Origin of the sequence: Pseudoalteromonas rubra (genome assembly GCF_000238295.3) — a bacterium.
GTDB lineage: Bacteria > Pseudomonadota > Gammaproteobacteria > Enterobacterales > Alteromonadaceae > Pseudoalteromonas > Pseudoalteromonas rubra.
This window is the reverse complement of sequence record NZ_AHCD03000026.1, coordinates 413,413-434,252: the sequence shown is the minus strand read 5'-3', so window position 1 is coordinate 434,252 and position 20,840 is coordinate 413,413. Positions and strand designations below refer to the sequence as shown.

At 52.5% G+C, this 20,840-nt stretch carries 12 protein-coding genes; 10 read left to right on the top strand and 2 right to left on the bottom strand.

Translation table 11 applies throughout. From position 1 onward, the window contains the following. Positions 1–1,277: 1,277 nt before the first annotated feature. The 5 genes from leuA (at position 1,278) to PRUB_RS04455 (ending at position 6,598) form a co-directional block, all read left to right on the top strand. On the top strand, positions 1,278–2,825 hold the full coding sequence (gene leuA, locus PRUB_RS04475) for a 2-isopropylmalate synthase (RefSeq protein ID WP_010383870.1): 1,548 nt from the start codon (positions 1,278–1,280) through the stop codon (positions 2,823–2,825). Next, positions 2,822–3,898 (top strand): 3-isopropylmalate dehydrogenase, encoded by a 1,077-nt coding sequence (gene leuB, locus PRUB_RS04470; protein WP_010383869.1) that lies wholly within the window; start codon positions 2,822–2,824, stop codon positions 3,896–3,898. The genes leuA and leuB overlap by 4 nt, the downstream gene beginning before the upstream one ends. Before the next feature lie 32 nt (positions 3,899–3,930). Continuing rightward, positions 3,931–5,334, top strand: a complete 1,404-nt coding sequence (leuC, locus tag PRUB_RS04465) for a 3-isopropylmalate dehydratase large subunit (protein WP_010383868.1) — start codon at positions 3,931–3,933, stop codon at positions 5,332–5,334. Beyond that, the gene (gene leuD, locus PRUB_RS04460; protein WP_010383866.1) at positions 5,331–5,930 is read left to right on the top strand and encodes a 3-isopropylmalate dehydratase small subunit; all 600 of its coding nucleotides are present in this window, start codon (positions 5,331–5,333) and stop codon (positions 5,928–5,930) included. The genes leuC and leuD overlap by 4 nt, the downstream gene beginning before the upstream one ends. A gap of 80 nt (positions 5,931–6,010) precedes the next feature. Next, a complete protein-coding gene (locus PRUB_RS04455; RefSeq protein ID WP_010383865.1) occupies positions 6,011–6,598 on the top strand; it encodes a hypothetical protein in 588 nt (195 codons plus the stop codon). Positions 6,599–6,641: 43 nt separating this feature from the next. Here PRUB_RS04455 and PRUB_RS04450 read toward each other — a convergent pair whose 3' ends face one another. Continuing rightward, positions 6,642–7,019 (bottom strand): hypothetical protein, encoded by a 378-nt coding sequence (locus PRUB_RS04450; RefSeq protein WP_040644613.1) that lies wholly within the window; start codon positions 7,017–7,019, stop codon positions 6,642–6,644. Between the two features lie 76 nt (positions 7,020–7,095). Here PRUB_RS04450 and PRUB_RS04445 point away from each other — a divergent pair, with 76 nt between their 5' ends. Then, positions 7,096–7,557, top strand: a complete 462-nt coding sequence (locus PRUB_RS04445) for a tellurite resistance TerB family protein (RefSeq protein ID WP_010383863.1) — start codon at positions 7,096–7,098, stop codon at positions 7,555–7,557. Here the strand turns inward: PRUB_RS04445 and PRUB_RS04440 are convergent. After that, positions 7,551–8,075 (bottom strand): RNA polymerase sigma factor, encoded by a 525-nt coding sequence (locus PRUB_RS04440; protein ID WP_010383862.1) that lies wholly within the window; start codon positions 8,073–8,075, stop codon positions 7,551–7,553. The two genes, PRUB_RS04445 and PRUB_RS04440, sit on opposite strands and share 7 nt — an antisense overlap. A 310-nt stretch (positions 8,076–8,385) precedes the next feature. Here PRUB_RS04440 and PRUB_RS04435 point away from each other — a divergent pair, with 310 nt between their 5' ends. The 4 genes from PRUB_RS04435 to PRUB_RS04420 all read left to right on the top strand — a co-directional run bounded on the left by PRUB_RS04435 (position 8,386) and on the right by PRUB_RS04420 (position 20,779). After that, the gene (locus PRUB_RS04435) at positions 8,386–10,782 is read left to right on the top strand and encodes a penicillin acylase family protein (RefSeq protein ID WP_010383861.1); all 2,397 of its coding nucleotides are present in this window, start codon (positions 8,386–8,388) and stop codon (positions 10,780–10,782) included. A gap of 55 nt (positions 10,783–10,837) precedes the next feature. Then, positions 10,838–11,041 carry an MbtH family protein gene (locus tag PRUB_RS04430; protein WP_010383860.1) on the top strand — a complete coding sequence of 68 codons (204 nt, stop codon included), beginning with the start codon at positions 10,838–10,840 and terminating at the stop codon, positions 11,039–11,041. A gap of 106 nt (positions 11,042–11,147) precedes the next feature. Beyond that, complete coding sequence (locus PRUB_RS04425; protein ID WP_010383858.1) at positions 11,148–16,382, top strand: non-ribosomal peptide synthetase; 5,235 nt, start codon at positions 11,148–11,150, stop codon at positions 16,380–16,382. A gap of 2 nt (positions 16,383–16,384) precedes the next feature. Then, positions 16,385–20,779 (top strand): type I polyketide synthase, encoded by a 4,395-nt coding sequence (locus PRUB_RS04420; protein ID WP_010383857.1) that lies wholly within the window; start codon positions 16,385–16,387, stop codon positions 20,777–20,779. Positions 20,780–20,840 lie beyond the last annotated feature (61 nt).

Sequence of the window (20,840 nt, the reverse complement as noted above, 5' to 3'; positions counted from 1 at the left end):
TGCACTTAATTCATCCATGAATCTCATCGACATTCGTACTTCCATGTACGTCAAACCCGTTGCAGCAATGCTGCGGGTTTTTTGCTATGTGTGATTTAAAAAAATTGTATAACTTACCGATCAAAAAGCCCACACCATCGTCATCCCGCACTTGATGCGGGAACTGCTCACAGGTCATATGGAGAGTATAAATGACACGCCGACATACCCCACACCACCGTCATCCCGCACTTGATGCGGGAACTACTCACAGGTCATATGGAGAGTATAAATGACACGCCGACCTACCCCACACCACCGTCATCCCGCACTTGATGCGGGAACTACTCACAGGCCGCACGGCGGTATAAATGACACGTCGACCTACCCCACACCATCGTCATCCCGCACTTGATGCGGGAACTGCTCACAGGCCACACGGCGGTATAATACCAATTTCACTTAATACCTGGTCTATTTGAAGGAACAAATAGGACGCTAACAGCGTTAAAAATCTCTCATTTAGAACCTTATACCTTAGACATAGGTTCACAAATTTTTGACTTGTTATCGACCCTATTTTCTCGCCTCAAAATAGATCACTTAATTAAGCAAATTGGTATAAATGACACGTCGACATACCCTACACCACCGTCGTCCCGTACTTGGAGCGGGAACTACGAGCAGGCCATTCGAAGAGTATGAATGACACATCGTCCCTGCATTCATTACCAGACAATTCATCAAATCACCTTTGCCCATCCATGTACCCGGATATCTCTTATGAAGAGTCGTGCCAAGGTTATCTTTAGGTGTCGTCGAGATTATGGTTCTAGGAGCGCGCTCATGCTCAGCGTGGATGTTTTACCTTTGGCTCTGTCAGCCAGCGCGTTATTACTCTCTTACTCCCGTGATTAGTTAAAATAATTGCCCCGATTTTAAATAAATTTAAATCTCCTCAGTTTCAAATTCTCAGGCCTTCACCTTCTAATGACTAAAGAATGAGGGTATTAAAATGCTTGTTTTTGCTTTTTTTGGGAATTAATATTCCATTCAATCTCCTGGATCACAGTGTTTGTGGAAATAAATATGCTTGATCTGTGCTTTTCGGCCATGTTAAAACATAGGCAATTCATCAACAGGACCAATGCCCACATGCAAATTATTACGTTGTCACTATCGCTTAACCTCTTACTGCTTAGCTGTAAGAGCGGGGCGTAGTTGCGCGTAAGGGCAGCAACACGATAAACCCCGCACACCGTGCGGGGTTTTTTTATGCTTAAACGAGGACATCAGGTATGCAAGATAAGGTTTGGATATTCGACACGACATTAAGAGATGGAGAGCAGGCGCTTAAAGCCAGTCTGACGGAAGAAGATAAAATTCTGCTCGCGCATACCATTAGTCGTTTAAATGTAGATGTGATGGAAGTTGGGTTCCCGGTATCAAGCCCGGCTGACTTTCGTGCCGTACAACGGATCGCAAGAGAAATTAGTGGGCCAAGCATTTGTGGTTTGGCACGTGCTGTCAGTAAAGACATTGAAGCCTGTGGTGAGGCACTAAGGCCGGCAGAGAAACGCCGTATTCATACGTTTATTGCAACCAGTCCGCTGCACTTGGAACATAAACTCAGAATGTCGCTGGATGATGCGACCGAGATGGCGGTGAAATCGATCAAGCAGGCGCGTAATTATACCGATGATGTTGAGTTTTCGTGTGAAGATGCAGGGCGTACCCCTTATGACGATTTATGTCGTATTGTTGAGCGGGCAATTGATGCCGGTGCCAGCACCATTAACTTGCCCGATACGGTGGGTTATGTGACGCCAGACGAGTATGCAGCAATGATCCATCATATTCGTCACAATGTGCCAAATATCGACAAGGCACGCCTGAGTGTGCACTGCCATAACGATCTTGGCCTGGCCGTCGCAAACTCTATCGCCGCGGTGCAGGCTGGTGCGAGACAAATCGAATGTACTATTAATGGGATTGGTGAGCGCGCGGGCAACTGCTCATTAGAAGAAGCGGCGATGATCTTAAAAATGCGTGAAGACCATTTGCAAGTGAGCTGCGATATTCGCAGTGAAGAGATTTACCGCGCATCACGTCAGGTTGCCAAAATTTGCAATATGCCAGTACAGCCGAACAAAGCGATTGTTGGCGAAAACGCCTTTGCGCACAGCTCCGGGATCCACCAGGATGGAGTACTAAAAGCACAAAATACCTATGAGATTATGTCACCCGAAACCGTTGGTGTCCCTAATAACCAGTTAAACATGACGTCGCGTTCTGGCCGCCATGTGATTGAGCATCGACTGAGCGAGTTGGGGTATCAGCAATCTGACTACGACATGGACTCTCTCTATGACAGCTTCCTGGCTCTGGCCGATCAAAAGGGCACAGTATATGACTATGACCTGGAAGCGATGATCCACTTCAATCAGATCACCGATAAAGATGACTTCTACCAGTTGCAATTTGTCAATGCGTCATCGAACTCTCAATCGATCGCCAGCGCAACCGTAGGGATTGCAATGGGTGAGCAGCTCAAACAGGAAGCTGCCACGGGTAACGGTCCGGTGGAGGCGGCATTTCTGGCACTTGAGCGTATTACCGGGAAGACAATTGATATTGTCGAGTACAACCTGGATGCAACCGGGCAGGGGGCCAGCTCTCTGGGGCAGGTCGATATGATAGCCAAATACGATGGTCGCCAGTACCACGGTACCGGGCTGGCAGCCGATGTGGTGGAAGCGTCTGTGCACGCCATGATCCACGTTTATAACTTAATTCACCGAGCCGCCAAGGTCTCGAGTTTGAAACAACAAAGGAAAGCAGGATGAGTCAATCAAATTATCAGATAGCAGTATTAGCCGGTGATGGCATTGGACCTGAGGTGATGGCTGTCGCTGAGCTGGTGCTCGATAAAGTCAGTGAGGTATTTGGTATTGGCTTAGAGCGCCAACATCACGCCATTGGCGGCGCGGCCATTGATGAATATGGTGTTGCGTTGCCCGACACAACTTTGGCAGCCTGCGAAGCATCAGATGCGATTTTGTTTGGTTCTGTCGGCGGACCTAAGTGGGAGCATTTGCCACCTCAGGAGCAGCCAGAGCGCGCCTCTTTGTTGCCGCTGAGAAAGCACTTCGGGTTGTTTTGTAATCTGCGCCCGGCGCAATTATTGCCAGCACTGAGTGCTGCCTCTCCGTTGCGGGCTGATATTAGCCAGCAGGGCTTTGATATTCTGTGCGTGCGTGAGTTAACCGGTGGCATTTATTTTGGTGAAAAAGGCCGTGAAGGTAGTGGTGCAGAGGAAGCTGCATTTGATACCCAACGTTACAGCCGTCAGGAAATCGAGCGTATTGCTCGCTTTGCCTTTGAAGCTGCCCGACTGAGAAGCAATCGCGTCACATCAGTGGATAAAGCCAATGTGTTAGCGTCGAGTGTGTTATGGCGTGAAGTGGTGTGTGACGTCAGTAAAGACTATCCGGATGTTGAGCTGGAACATATTTATATTGATAACGCGGCAATGCAACTGGTGAAGCAACCGGGCCAGTTCGATGTGCTGTTGTGTGACAATTTATTTGGCGACATTCTGTCTGATGAGTGTGCCATGATCACTGGGTCCATGGGCTTGCTACCGTCAGCTAGCCTGAATCAGTCCGGGTTTGGCTTGTATGAACCTGCGGGCGGTTCGGCGCCAGATATTGCCGGAAAAGGCATTGCTAACCCCATTGCGCAGATCCTCAGTGCAGCCCTGATGTTGCGTTACTCGCTGGCACAGGATGAAGCGGCAAGGCGTATAGAAAAGGCCGTCGCGGAAGCCGTCGCAGCTGGCGTGGGGACTCCGGATATCTATCCACAAGGGGGCTACACGACGTTGGATGTAGCTCATGCAATTGTCGAGCGGATCTAAGCGGATTTCAGATTAACAACAGGATGTAGCAAGTGGCACAAACATTATATGACAAAATCTGGCAGGCCCATGTGGTCGCCAGTATTAACGAACAAACCGATTTACTCTATATCGACAGGCATCTGGTACATGAGGTGACTTCGCCACAGGCCTTTGCGGGCTTACGTGAAAAAAACCGTGCGGTACGTTGCCCACATAAAACCTTTGCGACCATGGATCACAATGTGTCGACCAAAAGTCGCTCTATTGATGCGGCAAGTGAAGTCAGTAAAAATCAGCTTCAGGCATTGGCAAAGAACTGTCAGGAGTTCGGCATTGAGCTTTACGATCTGAGCTCAGTGAATCAGGGCATTGTGCACGTGATGGGTCCTGAGCAGGGGATCACCTTGCCAGGCACAACGATCGTCTGCGGTGACAGTCATACCTCAACGCATGGTGCATTTGGTGCATTGGCCCATGGGATCGGCACCTCTGAGGTAGAGCACGTGTTGGCGACTCAGACACTTCAGCAGAAGAAAGCAAAATCACTGAAAATTGAGATCACTGGCACATTGCGACCCACTGTCACGGCCAAGGATCTGATCATGGCGGTAATCGGCAAACTGGGCACGGCTGGCGGCACGGGCTTCGTGGCGGAGTTTTGCGGCACAGCTATTGAGGCTTTATCGATGGAAGCGCGTATGACACTATGCAATATGAGCATCGAAATGGGCGCGAAGGCTGGATTGATCGCACCGGATCAGACGACCTATGAGTATCTGAAAGGCCGCCCGTTTGCACCGCAGGGCAAAGACTTTGATCAGGCCGTCACCTACTGGCAAACGTTGCACACCGATCCTGACGCTGTCTTCGATAGCGAAGTGATCATCAGTGCCGATGAGATCCAACCCCAGGTTACCTGGGGCACCAGCCCTGAGCAAGTGATCGGGATCGATGAGGCCATTCCAGATCCGGAAACTGAACCGGATCTGATCAAGGCCGAAGCCATGCGCAGTGCACTGCGTTATATGGGGCTTCGTGCAGGCCAGAAACTGACCGATGCCAAAGTGGATACGGTATTTATCGGCTCTTGTACTAACAGCCGCATTGAAGATTTGCGTGCCGCGGCTCAGGTTGTGGCAGGCAAACAGGTTGCCAGTGGCGTTGAAGCCCTTATTGTTCCGGGTTCAGGTTTGGTCAAGCAGCAGGCTGAGCGCGAAGGGTTGGCGGACATTTTTACAGCTGCCGGCTTTGAATGGCGTGAACCGGGTTGCTCCATGTGCCTGGCGATGAATGATGATCGGCTCGGAATGGGTAAACGCTGCGCGTCAACGTCCAATCGTAATTTCGAAGGGCGTCAGGGTCGCGGTGGCAGAACCCACCTAGTGAGTCCTGCGATGGCAGCGGCCGCAGCGATTGCGGGTCACTTTACTGATATTCAAGGAGAGCAGGCATGAGCGTCTTTCACTGCGGTTTGTTAGCACCGCTGGATAAAAATAATGTCGATACCGATCAGATCATTCCTAAGCAATTTTTAACATCCACCAGTCGGGACGGCTTTGACAAGGCGCTTTTTTATGATTGGCGCTACACAGATCAAGGGGACCCGGACCCGGAGTTTATCCTTAACGCCCCCCAATATCAGGGGGCCAGTGTGCTGCTGACCCGGGATAACTTTGGCTGTGGGTCATCGCGTGAGCATGCGCCCTGGGCACTAAAGCAATACGGGTTTACGGTGATCCTGGCACAGAGCTTCGCCGATATCTTCTTCAATAACTGCGGCAATAATCAGATGCTGTGTATTAGTCTGCCCGCGAGTACTCTGGATAGTCTGTTTGGTTTGTGTGAACGTCAGGCCGATATTCAGATTGAAGTTGACCTGGCAGCGCAGCAGTTGCGTAGTGAGCATTTTGCGCCGATTGCGTTTGATGTCCGCCCGGATATCAAAGCCCGACTGCTGAGTGGACTGGACTTTATTGGTGAAACCGAGCAATTAAATGCTCAGATAGATAAGTTTGAACAGCAACTTCAGGCGGCGCGTCCCTGGCAGTAGCTGTTTGATCACCGCATTTAATTGGCAAAGGCCGCTAAGTGGATTACGCTGCGGCCTTTATTATTTTTAGGAACATTGATATGAAACTCGTTTATGCAGCCGCTTTATTGGTTAGTGGCACTGTGATGGCGCGTCCGGCTCCCTTAGTCTCTATTCCCACGCATGATGCGTTTTTTGATCAACTCAAACAGCATTGTGGCAAAGCATATGAGGGAAAAGTGACGGTCGATAATCAGGGACCCAGTGCGTTCAGTGATGCACGCCTGATCATGCATGTGCGTCGTTGTAACGACCAGGAGCTGCAAATTCCGTTTCATGTTGGAAAAAATGCCTCGCGCACCTGGATCATTACCAAGACTGGTAGTGGTTTGAGCCTGAAACATGACCACCGCCATAAAGATGGCAGTGACGATGAATCGACTATGTATGGGGGCCATACTGTCGATGCTGGTTACGACAATGTGCAATCTTTTCCCGCTGATCAGTACTCAAAAGAGTTGTTTGTGAAGCGCGGTATTCCGCAATCCGTGGGTAACACCTGGCAGATGTATATTTACGATGAGCGTTTTACCTATCGCCTGGTCAGAGAGGGACGTGAGTTCAGAGTTGACTTTGACCTGACTAAGCCGGTTCAGGCACCGAAAGCGCCCTGGGGTTATCAGGACTGATAGGGTTTGCACAGCTCAGCGTGAATACTGAGCTGTGCGATTGTTACGGCTTTTTCACGCAACGCACTTCTACTTGCAGGTCGGGCTCATAAGGCCTTGGATAAGTCGGTAATCGGTCAAAGCCCTGCACGCCCGCGATCACCACCAGCTGAGGCAAACGACCCTGGCATAAACGCTGGCTGTGTCTGAGCAAAAACACACTTTGTTTCAAAAAGTGTTGATAACTATCCGATTTTATCTGTAAATAGTAGTGATCGTCATTATACTTAATTTGGTCATAGTGCACTTTGTGATCAAAGTCATACAACTTTTCGACGACGCCATTAGGTGGCGGCGTATAGTTGCTACAGGCACTGGTAAGTAACGTGAGTGCAACCACTGACAGCGTACATCGCAGTTGTTTAATTACCTGTGTTGTCATAAAGCCTGGTTGTGACATATAAAACCTGATAATCCATCCTCGTCTTGCTGAAGTGTAACATATTTGGGAGGTGCGCTTGTTTGCACAACTGAGAAAGTTCATAAATAACCTGGCTCAACAGCCTGAATCTCAACAGGCACCTGACTTCACAACAGCACTGGCTGCACTGATGGTGGAGATTATGCGCGCCGATGGTGAAACCCACGCGGATGAATGCCATATGATTGCCCGGCTGCTGACTCAGCATAGTGGTATTTCAACACAGGCCAGTGAGCTCATTCGCGATCAGGCCATCTCTATGGTGGATGAGGCGATTGATTTGCACCGGTTTGTGCGTGTTGTGAACGCACATACCGGGGAGCTTGAGCGCATAGAAGTGATTGAATTACTGTGGTTAGTGGCCTATGCCGACGGTAGCTTAGATCCTCACGAGGAACATATGGTCAGAAAAATCGCGGGCTTGCTGTACGTGGCACATGCTGACTTTATTTCAGCCAAACTCACCGCCCGTGAGCAGCTCGGGCTCACCGATCAGTGAGTGAGCTGTGCGGTGCCTAACTCGGTCTTACAAGACTGAATGGCTTCTTTGATCAGGAAGTTGACCAGCGTAGGTGAGATACTGTACATCTGCGCAATTTCTTTTTGCTTTAATCGCCCGTCACGATAAAAACTCACGACGTTCTGATGGCGTTTAGACAGCTTAGCTATGGTGTGATTCACTTTTTCTGAGAGCTGTGCGTCAATGAAGCGGGTTTCAATATTAGATTCTTCGTCATCAAAGTGCTCACCATGTACAGATTCCATATCGACCAGGCTTTCCCGACTTTGTTTGCGCAACATGTCGATGGCAATATTGCGGGCAACCTGATAGCAAAAACTCTTCGAATTTTTAACCTGACAGTTCTGACAGGCAGACATACCAGACAAACGAATAAAGGTATCTTGTAACGCATCCTCAGCGAGATAGGGGCAACGCAGAATGTTATTCAAATAAGCAAGTAGCTTGGCTTCATTTTCTGCAATGACATTTGACCACTTTTCACACGACTGCGGCACGGTAAGTTCTCCTGGTGTATTAGATTTAGATCCGTTATGGCGAATGATAATAGTTATCACTATTATGTTATTTCCTTTTGTATTTTGCAGTCAAGTAATTTTCTACTCTAGATTGGACCTTTAATAGGTTCTTGTTAGCGCGTACCTCACGGATCGCGTTCGTGGTTGCTCGCCAACTGACGTTGGGGAATGTGGTGTTGTGGATTGAACGCATTGGGGTGGTTTTTTGTTTTTATCCTGCGTCTAGCAGGGGAAGCTCCTAATCCTCTTTTCCAGGGGCTTTCGTGTATTTTTAAACAAAAGGACTAATATGAAATCAATTACACTGAGCTTTGCAGGGCTCGCTATTTTTATGGGCAGCACACAGGCTGCCCCACTTTTCCCCCCAGCCCTGGCAAACTCTCACAGCAACGAAGCCGTTAGCGTTACCCGCACCCAATTTGGTATTGCTCATGTCAAAGCACACAGTTTATATGGGCTGGGCTATGGCAATGCTTATGCCCAGGCGCAAGATCATAGTTGTCTGCTGGCTGACGGCTATTTGCGGCTGCGCGGAGAGCGGTCGCAATATTTTGGTGCACATCGTAATGAGGGAGACAATGACTACCTGTTGTCGGATATTGGCTATCGTATTCTGGATCTGCCCGGTCGTGTAGCACAACAATATTCGAGTTTATCGGTGAGTACCCGTGCATTGGCAGAAGGCTTTGCTGCCGGATACAATCAGTACCTTAAGGAGGTCGCTGCGGGTAAGGAGCAGCTGGGCGAAATCTGTCGCGATGCCTCCTGGGTCAAGCCGATAACCGCACAGGACGTGATTGCCAATGTATTGCTCATGGGTGTGCAGGGCAGTGTGGGTCGATTATTACCACAGCTGGTGCAGGCAGGGCCGGATAGTGAACCAACCCCAGTGCAACATGCCTCCTCGTTGGCCCGGACACCCGCTGAGCAGCTCACTCAGGGCTCAAATGGCTGGGCGATTGGCAAAACCCTGAGCCACAATGGGCGAGGTATGGTGCTGGCGAATCCACATTTTCCGTTCAATGGTAACTTTCGCTTCTGGACACATCATGCCACCGTACCGGGCGAGCTGGATGTGATGGGGGCTTCCGTCCTGGGCATGCCTGGCGTGGTCAATATCGGCTTTAACCGTAATTTGGCCTGGACGCACACTTACTCAACGGCACTACACCATGTGTTTTATGAACTGACATTGGATCCGGATAACCCTCGCCGATATCGCTATGAAGGGCAGTGGCATACCATGCATGAGCGTGAGATCCAGGTCGTGGTGAAAACCGCTGCAGGGATGCAAACGCATACGCATACCGCGTATGCCACTCACTTTGGTTTAATGCTTGAAGATCCTGAACGCTTTCCGTGGCAGGCTGGGATTGCCTATGCGGTCAGTGATGTAAACCTGGATAATTTCTCAGCCATAGATCATTGGTTGTCATACAACCAGGCCGAATCAGTAGCGCAATTGCGCGAAGCATCAAGGCGCTTTAACGGCTTGTCTTTTAACAATACGCTGGCAGCGGATAAATATGGCAACGCTTTTTATACCGACGACTCCAACGTCCCTCACCTGTCAGCGGCAGCCCTGGGCTGGTTGCAGACTAACCCAAAATCTGCCGCCATTTTTGCCGCCACAGGTCAGGTGGTGTTGCCGGGCGATCGTGAAGAAATGATTTTCGATGGTGCCGTTGAGCTGGCCGAGGCACCGTCACTTAGTCGTTATGATTATGTACAAAACTCCAATGATTCGTTTTGGCTGAGCAATGCCGCACAGCCGCTGCGCGATGTCTCTCCTTTGTATGGCCTGGTTGATGTGCAACAGTCCGAACGTAGTCGGTACGCTTATGCGCTGCTGCGCTCTGGGTCGGGACAAGATGGTCGTTTCAGTCTGGATGAACTGGAGCATATCATGCTCGGCAACGGCAGTTACTTTGCCAGTGAACGCGGTGTCATTGCAGGCTTATGCCAGCAATATGCGGGTCAACGCTGGGCATTGAACGAACAGTTGGAGGTCGACGTGGATCCAGCCTGTGCGGCGTTTGCCCAATGGGATGGACACTTTGATCTGACATCTAAAGCGGCCCATCTGGCGCGCGAGTTTTTCCGTGTACTCGACAGAGAGCAGGATTTTGTTGTGCCGTTTGACCCAAGGTTGCCAACCACCACACCACACACGATTAAATCTGACCCTGAGATCCTGAAAAAACTGCTCCGCGCTGCGGCTGATCTGCAACACTATGGTTTTGCACTGGATGCGCCATTTGCTGAGATCCAGTATTTGCAAAAAGGCACAGATCGTTTGCCATGGGCCGGGCCTGAACATCAAAGTGGCGGGTTCAACGTGTTTTCAACTCATAACACCATGGATCTGACCAGCTTTGCCGCGCAGCCATCGGCGCCACTCACCAGTGTGGTTGATGGGCGGCCATTATGGTCTGGGCTGCGTGAGGAAGGCTACGGCATAAACTTTGGTTCCAGCTGGATGATGGTGGTGGGCTTTGACGATAACGGCCCGGTTGCCCGCGGGTTGCTGAGTTATTCGCAAAGTGCTCATCGTGACTCCGCGCACTTTAGTGATAGCAGTCGCCATTACAGTGCACAGCAGGGGTTGGTTGAATTGCCATTCTATCCCTGGCAGGTGTCAATCAATAAGCTCAGCACGACCAAACTGATCGTGAAAAAAGACTAAAAAACCCGGACTGTCGCGCGTCACTATGCCGACAGTCTGATTTTTGGAGAAAACGATGAGCTTTGATAACGAAAATGGCACCTTCAAGGTCCTGGTTAACCATGAAGAACAATATTCACTGTGGCCCAGTTATAAAAGCGTGCCCGGTGGTTGGCAAGATGTGGGTGTCGAAGGCGACAAAGAGACCTGTCTGGCCTACATCAATACGCACTGGACTGATATGCGTCCGTTAAGCCTTCGCCAGGCGATGGACCAGTAAATTTCCCGGCGCCGCTTGTTCAGCTTAATGGCTGATCAGCGCCAGTGCGCGGCTAACATCCTTCGCACTGCCTTGCCACACTGCCAGTTTATTCACGGAGTACCCCATGACCGCCACGACGATAATGGATCGCCTTGCCCACCATGCAGCACAACAGCCACAACAAACCGCGCTGATCTGCGTAGATAAAAAAGCACACACACGCTGGAGTTTTCAGGCGTTGTATGAACAGAGTTTACAGCTGGCAGGGCATCTGCAGCACCACGTCAGTGCGGGTGATCGTGCCCTGATCCTGATGGATACCGGGATTGAGTATGTGACCAGCTTTCTCGCTTGTCAGCATTTGGGCGTGACCGCCATTCCCAGCTTTCCACCCGAGTCGACCAAAGCGCAACATATTGCCCGTACCGTGGGGATTGCCGAAGACGCTAGTGCCCGTCTGGTACTGACAACTTCGCGTTTCACTGAAACGGTCGCGGGTATGTGCGAAGCACTGGATGGGATTATCATGCAGGTAGTGGATGAATTAAACACGCCTGCACCTGATGCGCCACGCCACCCGGCGCGCAGCGACGAGATTGCTTTCTTACAGTACACTTCGGGCTCAACCGCCAAACCAAAAGGCGTGATGGTCAGCCATGGTAATTTGCTGGCCAATGAAGTGGCGATCACCGAACGAATGCAAACGACCCAGTCCGATGTGATGGTCAGCTGGCTGCCGCTATTTCATGATATGGGACTGATTGGTGGACTGTTGCAGCCTATCTATGTCGGTTATCCGTTGGTGTTGTGTTCTCCGCGTTTCTTTATGGAGCGTCCGGCTCGCTGGTTACAACTGATTGGGGAATATGGTGGCACTGTCTCTGGCGGTCCGGACTTTTCTTTCCGCTTGTGTTTGGAGCGGATCCGAGACAAGCAGCTGGCAGATTTGGATCTGAGCAGCTGGCGCGTCGCGTTCTCTGGCGCAGAACCAATTCGCCACGATACCCTGTTAGATTTCGCAGAGCGTTTTGCACCTCAGGGGATGCAGGCATCAGCGATTTATCCTTGTTATGGTCTGGCCGAGGGCACCTTGATGGTGACCGGTACAGAGGCCGGTGGCGGTGCTGTGATCCGTGCCTTTGACAATCAGGGGCTGGCATCGGGTCGGGCGGAAGTCGTTGATGCCCGCGATCAGCGAGACAGCGACGCATACTGTCATCAGGTTGGTTGTGGCCAGGTTGCCAGCGGTCATCTACTCAGGATCACATGTCCGCAATCGCTTTGTGCACTGGATGATGGTGAAATTGGTGAGATCTGGTCTGCAGGACCCAGTATTGCACTAGGGTACTGGCAGAATGAACAAGCCACCCAGGACACGTTTGTAGAGCTCGATGGCCATCGCTGGTTGAGAACCGGTGATGTTGGTTACGTGTTCGACGGTCAGCTATATATCTCGGGCCGACAAAAAGACTTGATCATCATGAATGGCCACAACGTCTATCCTCAGGATATTGAACGGGCCATTGAGGCTGAGCTGAGCTTTGTGCGTAAAGGTCGGGTATCGGCATTTCCGGTGCCCAGTGAAGACAGTGGTGAAGGCATTGGCCTGGCAATTGAAACCAGCAACAGCTATCGCAATGAGGTGCCTGCAGAGCAAACGGCGTTAATTGTACGTGATTTTATCACTGAGCACTTTGCAGCCTGCCCTGAGCTGGTATTGCTGTTAGACCAGGGGGGCTTGCCAAAAACCTCCAGTGGTAAACTTCAGCGCAGTGCCTGTCTGAAGTTGCGCAACGCCAATGAGCTGGCCAGCTATGGTGATTTTGACCTGACTCAGCTGCAACAGCTTACGGCACAAGGTTCGTTGCCGGGCAACGCACACTGGGACGAGCAAACCCGACAGCTGGCGCAATGCTGGCAAAGTGTGCTGCGTTATCCGGTCAATCATGACGATGCGGACTTCTTTGCACTGGGGGGCAGCTCTATCAAGGCGGCGCAATTGCTGGCGCGAGTCCAGAGTGAGCTGGATTGTCAGCTCGACCCCAGTAGTTTATTCGCAGCGCATCGCTTTGGCGATTTCTGTCAGCGTGTAAGAGACGTAAAAGATGCACCCAGCGTGCAGATCACTCCCCAACAGCTGAGCGACTTTCCACTCAGCGCACAGCAGCAAAGACAATTATTCTTGTGGCAACTGGAGCCCAATAGCAGCGCTTACCACATTGGTGCGACCATGCAGGTAGCCGGTAAAGTGGATCCGCAGCGACTTGAGCAGGCCTGTGCTCAGGTGCTGGCCCAGCAACCCGCGTTGCAACAAGCGTATTTTAAAGCGGCGGATGGCCAGTGGCGCCAGCGTACCGCTGCGCAGCCTTTACAGTGGCAATTTCATGATCTGTGCAATGCCGCAGATACGGGCACACAGGCTGACGCATTACAGCGCACTTGTTATGAAACGCCGTTTGCGCTGGGCGAAGGAGAAAATTTCCGTGCTGCGTTGATCAGTGAGTCTGAGCAGGCACATCGCCTGGTGCTGGTCATGCACCATATTGCCAGTGATGCCTGGAGCTTCGACTTGTTGTTGGAGGCGATCTCACGTCACTACAACGCACTGTGTAACAACGCCGAGGGTGGGGGCACGTCTAAGCACAATGACATCCAGTATGGGGATTTTGCCCTGTGGCAGCAGGAGTGGCTGACCTCTGAAGCTGCCGCGACGCAGCTGGCGTACTGGCAGCAACGACTGGATGGCCAAGGGGATGAGGAATTGCTGGCGCCTGAGCAGGCGCGACGTAGTGATTTGGCGGCGCCAATGGGCGTTATGCGTTTTACCCTGGATCACAAACACACCGACAAGCTGCAACAGCTTGCACATAGTCAAAGTGCCAGTCTGTTTATGCTGTTGCTGAGTAGTTTGCAGGTGCTGTTTTATCGCCTCAGTGGCAAACGTCAGCCGCAGATTGGTGTGGCGGTTGCCAACCGTAACCTTGCGCAGTTACACAATCTGGTCGGCTTTTTCATCAATACTCAGGTGATCCGAGGCTCGGTATCACCGGAGCAAAGTTTTACGCAGTTGCTGGAAGCATGCAAACAAACGGCACTGGACGCACAGCGCTATCAGGACTATCCGTTTGAAAAGCTGGTGGAAGTGCTAAATCCACAGCGTGCATTGGGACAGACGCCGCTATTTCAGGTGATGTTTAACCATCTAGAACAAGATGTCGCTAAGACATTGACGCTGGCCGACTGTACCACGGTCGATGCGCAGTCGTTACAACAGCAGGCGCAGTTTGACCTCAGTATCGACTCACGGCTGGACGAACAGGGTCAACTGAGCATTGAACTACAGTACAATCAGGCGCTCTATCAGCAGAGCACCATAGCACGCTTGTCCGAGGCGTATCAGCAACTGCTTATTCAGCTGCCACAACATGCACAGCAGGCAATTGGCAATCTGTCTTTAGGTGCTGAGCAGGCACAATTACCTGTGGCAGCAACGGGGGCCGCGGCTTCGGCGCCGGCCGCTCAGTGGCTGACATCGGTCAGCGAGTATGCTGCTAGTAACCCGGATGCGACCGCAGTGATTTTTGACGACCAACATTACAGCTATGAGTGGCTGGAGCAGACGGCCAACCGGCTGGCCCATGGTCTGATTGGCCAAGGTCTGACAGATCAGGTGGTCGGGATTATGCAGGCGCGTAAACCCCTGATGCTGGCCTCGGTGTTAGCTTGTTTAAAGGCCAATGCCGCCTACTTGCCATTGGACCCTAACTTCCCGCAAGCGAAGCTGGCACACATGGTCAACGACAGTGGTTGTGCTGCTATATTGGGTGAACAGACAGATATCACCTTGCCAGTGCCTTGTATTTCTCCGTTGGCATTACTCAGTGAATATCATGAACACAGCGCTGCACCGGTTGTGGTCCATCATGCCTGGTCACTGGCCTATTTAAACTACACCTCAGGTTCGACAGGTCAGGCGAAAGGCGTGGCGATTGAGCATCAGGCGCTGGCCAGCTACATAGAGTCGGCAAAAGTCTTCATTGCATTGAGTCATCAAGACGTTGTGCTGCAATTTGCCACCATTAATTTTGATGCCTTTGTGGAACAAGTGTTCCCCAGCTGGGCTGTGGGTGCTGCAGTCGTCTTACGTGGTGATACGCTTTGGGATGCAGAAACCCTTTATCAGCAAGCGCAGCGCCATGGTATTACCGTGATGGATCTGAGTGCTGCCTATTGGCGTAGTATTGCCGCCAGCTGGGCGCGAATGGCGACCACAACGCCATTGTCACTGCCTAATTTGCGTCAGGTGCATTCAGGCGGTGAGGCTATGTCAGAGCAGGGCATTGCGGACTGGCGCGCAGCGGGTCTGGGTGAGGTTCGTCTGCTGAATACCTATGGACCGACAGAAATTGTGGTTGAGGCGGCCATTCATGATTGTCGCACGCTGACTGCGGGTGAGGTTGTGCCGCTGGGTCATGCCCTGAATGGACGCCGTCTTTATGTATTGGATAACAACCTACAGCCTGTGGCCGAAGGTCAGGTGGGCGAGCTGTATATCGGCGGAGATATCCTGGCGCGCGGGTACTGGCAACGTCCGGCACAGACAGCAACCAGCTTTATCGCCGATCCATTTGCGGATAATGGTGCACGCATGTACGCCAGTGGCGATCTGGTTAGCTGGCAAAATGGTGCGCTGTATTATCATGGCCGCAGCGACCACCAGGTTAAAATTCGCGGCTTCCGGGTTGAACTGAGTGAGATTGAGACTCGTCTGACACAGCTGCCAGATGTGGATGTGGCGGTGGTGATCACGGAACAACAGGCACAAGCTTTAAGCCTGATAGCCTATGTACAAAGCGACCGTCATGACGACCCGGACTATGCGGTCAGGCTCAAGCGAGCCCTGGCTGAGCAGCTACCTGATTACATGGTCCCTGCGCAGATTGTGGTACTGGCGCAGTTGCCTATCAATGCCAGCGGCAAGCTGGAGCGCCAGCAACTACCAAAAGTGACACCCGCGCAGGCTCCGTCAGTCAGCACTGCTGCTAATCAGACCGAGCAGGCACTGGAAGCGGTCTGGGTGAAGCATCTGGCGATCAGTCAGGTTGACCGCAATGCGAACTTCTTCGATTTGGGAGGCCATTCGCTACTGCTGATGGCGGTCTTCGACGATTTGAAGCCGCGCTTTGCCCAGTTACAACTGACCGACTTATTTGCTTATCCCAGCATCGCGAGCCTGGCAGCGTATCTGGACCAGTCACAAACAACACAGTCACAAACAAACAGCGCCCCGAGTGGCGCCCAGCAGCGTCGCGGCATGGGCGCCGTCGCTGCCCGCAAACGTAAAGTAAGAGAATCATAATCATGTCAGAACAGCACTATAGTGAATTGGATATTGCCATCGTCGGGATGGCCGGGCGTTTCCCTGATGCGGATAACGTCGATGCCTTGTGGCAAAATATTCGTGCCGGCCGTTGCGCAGTCCAAAGTTACGACGACGAGGCGCTGCGTCGTGCCGGCGTGAGTGAGTCTGACCTGAGCGACCCGGATTATGTGAAGCGCGGCATTCCGTTTGACGGACTGGCACAGTTTGATGCCGAGTTTTTTGGCTACACGCCAAAAGAAGCCGAACAGCTGGACCCACAGCAGCGTCACTTTTTGCAAACCTGCTGGCATGCCATGGCGCATGCCGGGCTGGCCCTGGGTGAGCTGACCGGCGTCTATGCCGGATGTGGTGTCCCTGCCTACCTGATGCAAAACCTGCTGCAAGGACAGTCACGTGATATCACGAGCCTGCTGGCGCTCACCAATGGTAACGACAAAGATTCACTGGCTACCCGGGTGAGCTACGAGCTAGACCTTAAAGGTCCGGCGGTCACCGTTCAGACTGCTTGCTCAACCTCACTGGTTGCGGTGCATATGGCGTGTCGTGCGTTGCAAAACTTTGAGTGTGACTCAGCCCTGGCTGGCGGCGTGTGGCTCAATCTGACTCAGGATCAGGGGTATCATGCCCCGGCTGGTGGCAGCTTGTCGCCATCCGGTCAGTTGAGCGCCTTTGGTGAGCAGGCCGATGGCATTCTGATCGGCAGTGGTAGTGCTGCGGTGGTACTGAAGCGCCTGGCGGAAGCGCAGGAAGATGGCGACCACATCCTGGCGGTGATCAAAGGCTCAGCCATCAACAATGATGGTCGAGACAAGGTCGGTTATACGGCACCGAGCGTCAATGGTCAGGCCAGCGCCATTATGGCCGCACTGGAGTTTGCTGACATTGACCCGCAAAGTGTGGGGTATATTGAAGCCCATGGTACCGGTACTGAACTGGGCGACCCAATCGAAATTGCCGCACTGAGTCAGGCGTATGCCGGCGATGCAAAGCAATATTGTGCGATTGGTTCTGCTAAAACCAACCTTGGCCACCTGGATGCCGCGGCAGGGGTAACGGGTCTTATCAAGGCAGTTCAGGCGTTACGTCACCAGGAATTGCCGCCCAGTCTGCACAGCCAGCCTTTGAACAGCAAAATCGATTTTGCCAATAGTCCCTTCTACGTCAATGCCGAGCTAAAACCCTGGCACAGTGAGGGCGTGCGTCGTGCCGCGGTAAGCTCCTTAGGCATGGGGGGGACCAACGCCCATGTGATCCTGGAAGAGTACACTCAGCAAGACACTCATCACAGCTCTGACTCTGCATGGCAGGTTCTGCCCATCAGTGCCAGCAGTCAAAGTGCGTTGGTTCGTCAGACTCAGGCACTGGCCGATACATTGCAGCGCTCACCAGAGCAGTTTGCACAGCTGGCGGCACAGTTACAACATAAACGCAGTGCGCTGGCGGTCCGTCATGCCTGTGTGGCAGAAAATGCCGAACAGGCCATCGCGCAGTTACTGCGGGAGCCGCAGGGTGATAAAGTAGCAGCGCCTCGGGTGTCACTGATGTTCTCGGGGCAGGGGTCTCAGTATGTCACCATGGCACAGCCGTTACTGCGCGAAGTGCCGGCATTTAAAGCCGCTTTTGATGAAGTGATGGGCTATTTTTCTGACACGTTGCAGCAAGAGCTGCACAGTGTCTTTTCACCTGCAGACAGCGAGATCCTGACGGCCAATCAGCTACTGAATCAGACTCGCATTACGCAACCTGCTTTATTTGTCGTGGCTTATGCCATGGCGAAATGCTACGAGGCCCATGGTGTGCGCATCAGTGCTATGCTGGGTCATAGCATTGGCGAATATGCGGCGGCCTGCCTGGCTGGGGTGATGACACTGGAGGTTGCAACCAAACTGGTTGCAGCACGCGGTGAAGTGCTGCAAAACATGGCACCGGGCACCATGCTTTCGGTGATGGCCAATGGCGATACCATTGCACCTTACCTCAATGACGCGCTGGACATAGCGGCGCTGAACAGCCCGACTAATACTGTGATTGCCGGTACGCGAGAAGCGATTAAGGCTTTGCAGGGGGAGTTAAAAGCGGCTGACATAGCAGCAACGCGCCTGCACGTGTCACATGCTTTCCACAGTCATCTGACCGAAGCAGTCTTGCCTGACTTTGCCAGTACGCTGGAACAAGTACTGAGTGCATCGCCGCTTCAGGCGCCAAATGTCCCCTTTGTGTCTAACGTCAGTGGCACCTGGATCACAGCAGAGCAGGCTTGCTCTGCTCAATACTGGCTCGCTCATATTCGTCAGCCGGTGAATTTTGTGGCCGGCGTTAAGGTGCTTGCAGAAAATGCGGATGTGTTGATTGAAGCCGGACCGGGCGACACCTTGCAAAAACTGGCCAAGCAAACAGTGAGTGAAGACAAGGTTGTATTGCACTCCGTGTCTCACGCACGGGACCTCAAGGCCCCGTTGCCACCCTTTGCCAAAACCTTAGCTAAGCTATGGCAGCTGGGCTGTGCGGTTGACTTTGCTCAGCTGACAGCGCGTCCACATGGCCAGTTAAATCTGTTGCCGGAATATGTGTTTGCCGACACGGAATATTGGGTTGAAGCGGGTGTAACCGCCTCAGCAGTCCCGGTTGCGAGCACTAGTGCAGGTCAGCAAGGTACGCAGTTGTATGCCCCACAGTGGCAGCAATGCGTTGCGCCTCAAGCTGTTGCGTCATTGACTGGCAAGCGGGTGCTGATGCTGGCAGCGGATATCCCTTTGGTATCACAGCTGAGTGCGGCATTGACCCAGGCGGGTGCCGAATTGACACAGGTCTGGCAGGGAGAAACCTTCTCAGCCATCGACGCAAAGACTTATCGTCTGAACTTGCAAGACAGTGCGCAACTGAGTGAGTTGAGTCAGGCTGTGGGTGATTTTGATCAGGTGGTAGACACCCGCTTTATGTTATCTCAGTCGTCAGATACTCTGGCTTACAACACTTTATTGCCTGTGGTGCAGTGGCTGATGTCACTCGGTGGGCGTCCACTGAGTATTGTCGCGACTGAGCTATTTAATGTGCTGGGTGATGAAACGATCAGTGCAGAGAAGGCTTCCCTGTTAGGGCTCACGCGAGTCGCACCTTTGGAGCTGGCCTCACAACCTTGCCAGGTGCTGGCGCTGACACAGGAGATGGCGAACAACCCAAGCCATAAAGTAACCGGCCGCCTGGTGGCCGATCTGAACCAGGGTGACGGGGAAATCGCTTATCGGGGCGCACACCGTTTTATTTTGACGCAAGCCGAGGTGAGCGCGCAAAGCGTGGATGGATCTGTACCTGGGGTGACGTTAATCACGGGCGGTCTGGGTGGCATTGGTCTGGCACTGGCGAAGCACCTGGCCGGACAGGGGCATACCCTGGTGCTGCAAACACGTCAGCAAATGGCTGAGCCTGCACAGTGGGCACAGTTGAGCGAAGATGAGCAGCAGCCACAGAAGTTGCGTGAGCGTTATCAGCAACTGCATGCGTTGCAGCAAAGTGGTGCCAAGCTTAAGGTGATTAGTGCCGACGTCACGGATATGGCACAGATGCAAGCGGCGCTCACACAAGCGCAGGCTGAAGTGGGCACTGTCACTCAAGTGATCCATGCCGCGGGTTTGCCCGGCGGTGGCTTGCTCACGGAGATCTCCGCAGAGCAGGCACAGCAAAGTGCCGCGGCCAAAGTGCAGGGCACACAGACGCTATTGAAGCTGTTTGCCGATACGCCGTTGACGCGCATGGTGCTGTGTTCATGTCTGGCCTCAATCGTAGGCGCATTTGCACAAAGTGATTACTGTGGCGCCAATAGTTATCTGGATGCAGTCGCACAACAAGACCACCCATTTACCGTGCAGGTACTTAACTGGGATGCCTGGCTGAACACTGGGATGACAGCCAATATTAGTTTGGCTGATGGACTGGGACTGAGCCACAAAGCGGCGTGTCAGTTATTTGATGCCGCACTCAGCCTGAACCTGGCTCAGGTGTACTGCGCCAGTACCGAGTGGTCGCAATTGTGTGCAGCTACTCGGGCGACGGAGCAGGCGCTGCTGGCACGACTGAACAAACCCAAAGGTCATGCTCGTCCTGAGCTGGCGGTGGAATACGAAGCACCAGAAAGTGAACTGGAACACAAACTGGTTGCTTTGTGGGCCGAATATCTGGGCTTTGAACAGATCGGTATTTTCGACAGCATGCTGGAGCTGGGAGGCGATTCGCTGGTGGCGATCCAGATGCTGGCCAAGGCCAAGCAAATGTTTGCGGTTGAGCTGGAGCCGGCCGCCTTCTTTGAAGACCCGACCATAGACAATCTGGCCTTTATGATTGAAGAGCAGCTGGTCGCTCAGTTGCAAACACACTAACTTCCCCCTGCGGCCTCACCTTGAGGTCGCACCTTTATCCTGGCTGATCTGTTCTCTTTGC

Excerpts from the sequence above, each read along its gene's own strand:
- leuA (WP_010383870.1), top strand. The coding sequence starts at position 1,278 with ATGCAAGATAAGGTTTGGATATTCGACACGACATTAAGAGATGGAGAG.
- leuB (WP_010383869.1), top strand. The coding sequence starts at position 2,822 with ATGAGTCAATCAAATTATCAGATAGCAGTATTAGCCGGTGATGGCATT.
- leuD (WP_010383866.1), top strand. The coding sequence starts at position 5,331 with ATGAGCGTCTTTCACTGCGGTTTGTTAGCACCGCTGGATAAAAATAAT.
- PRUB_RS04455 (WP_010383865.1), top strand. The coding sequence starts at position 6,011 with ATGAAACTCGTTTATGCAGCCGCTTTATTGGTTAGTGGCACTGTGATG.
- PRUB_RS04450 (WP_040644613.1), bottom strand. The coding sequence starts at position 7,019 with ATGACAACACAGGTAATTAAACAACTGCGATGTACGCTGTCAGTGGTT.
- PRUB_RS04435 (WP_010383861.1), top strand. The coding sequence starts at position 8,386 with ATGAAATCAATTACACTGAGCTTTGCAGGGCTCGCTATTTTTATGGGC.
- PRUB_RS04430 (WP_010383860.1), top strand. The coding sequence starts at position 10,838 with ATGAGCTTTGATAACGAAAATGGCACCTTCAAGGTCCTGGTTAACCAT.
- PRUB_RS04425 (WP_010383858.1), top strand. The coding sequence starts at position 11,148 with ATGACCGCCACGACGATAATGGATCGCCTTGCCCACCATGCAGCACAA.
- PRUB_RS04420 (WP_010383857.1), top strand. The coding sequence starts at position 16,385 with ATGTCAGAACAGCACTATAGTGAATTGGATATTGCCATCGTCGGGATG.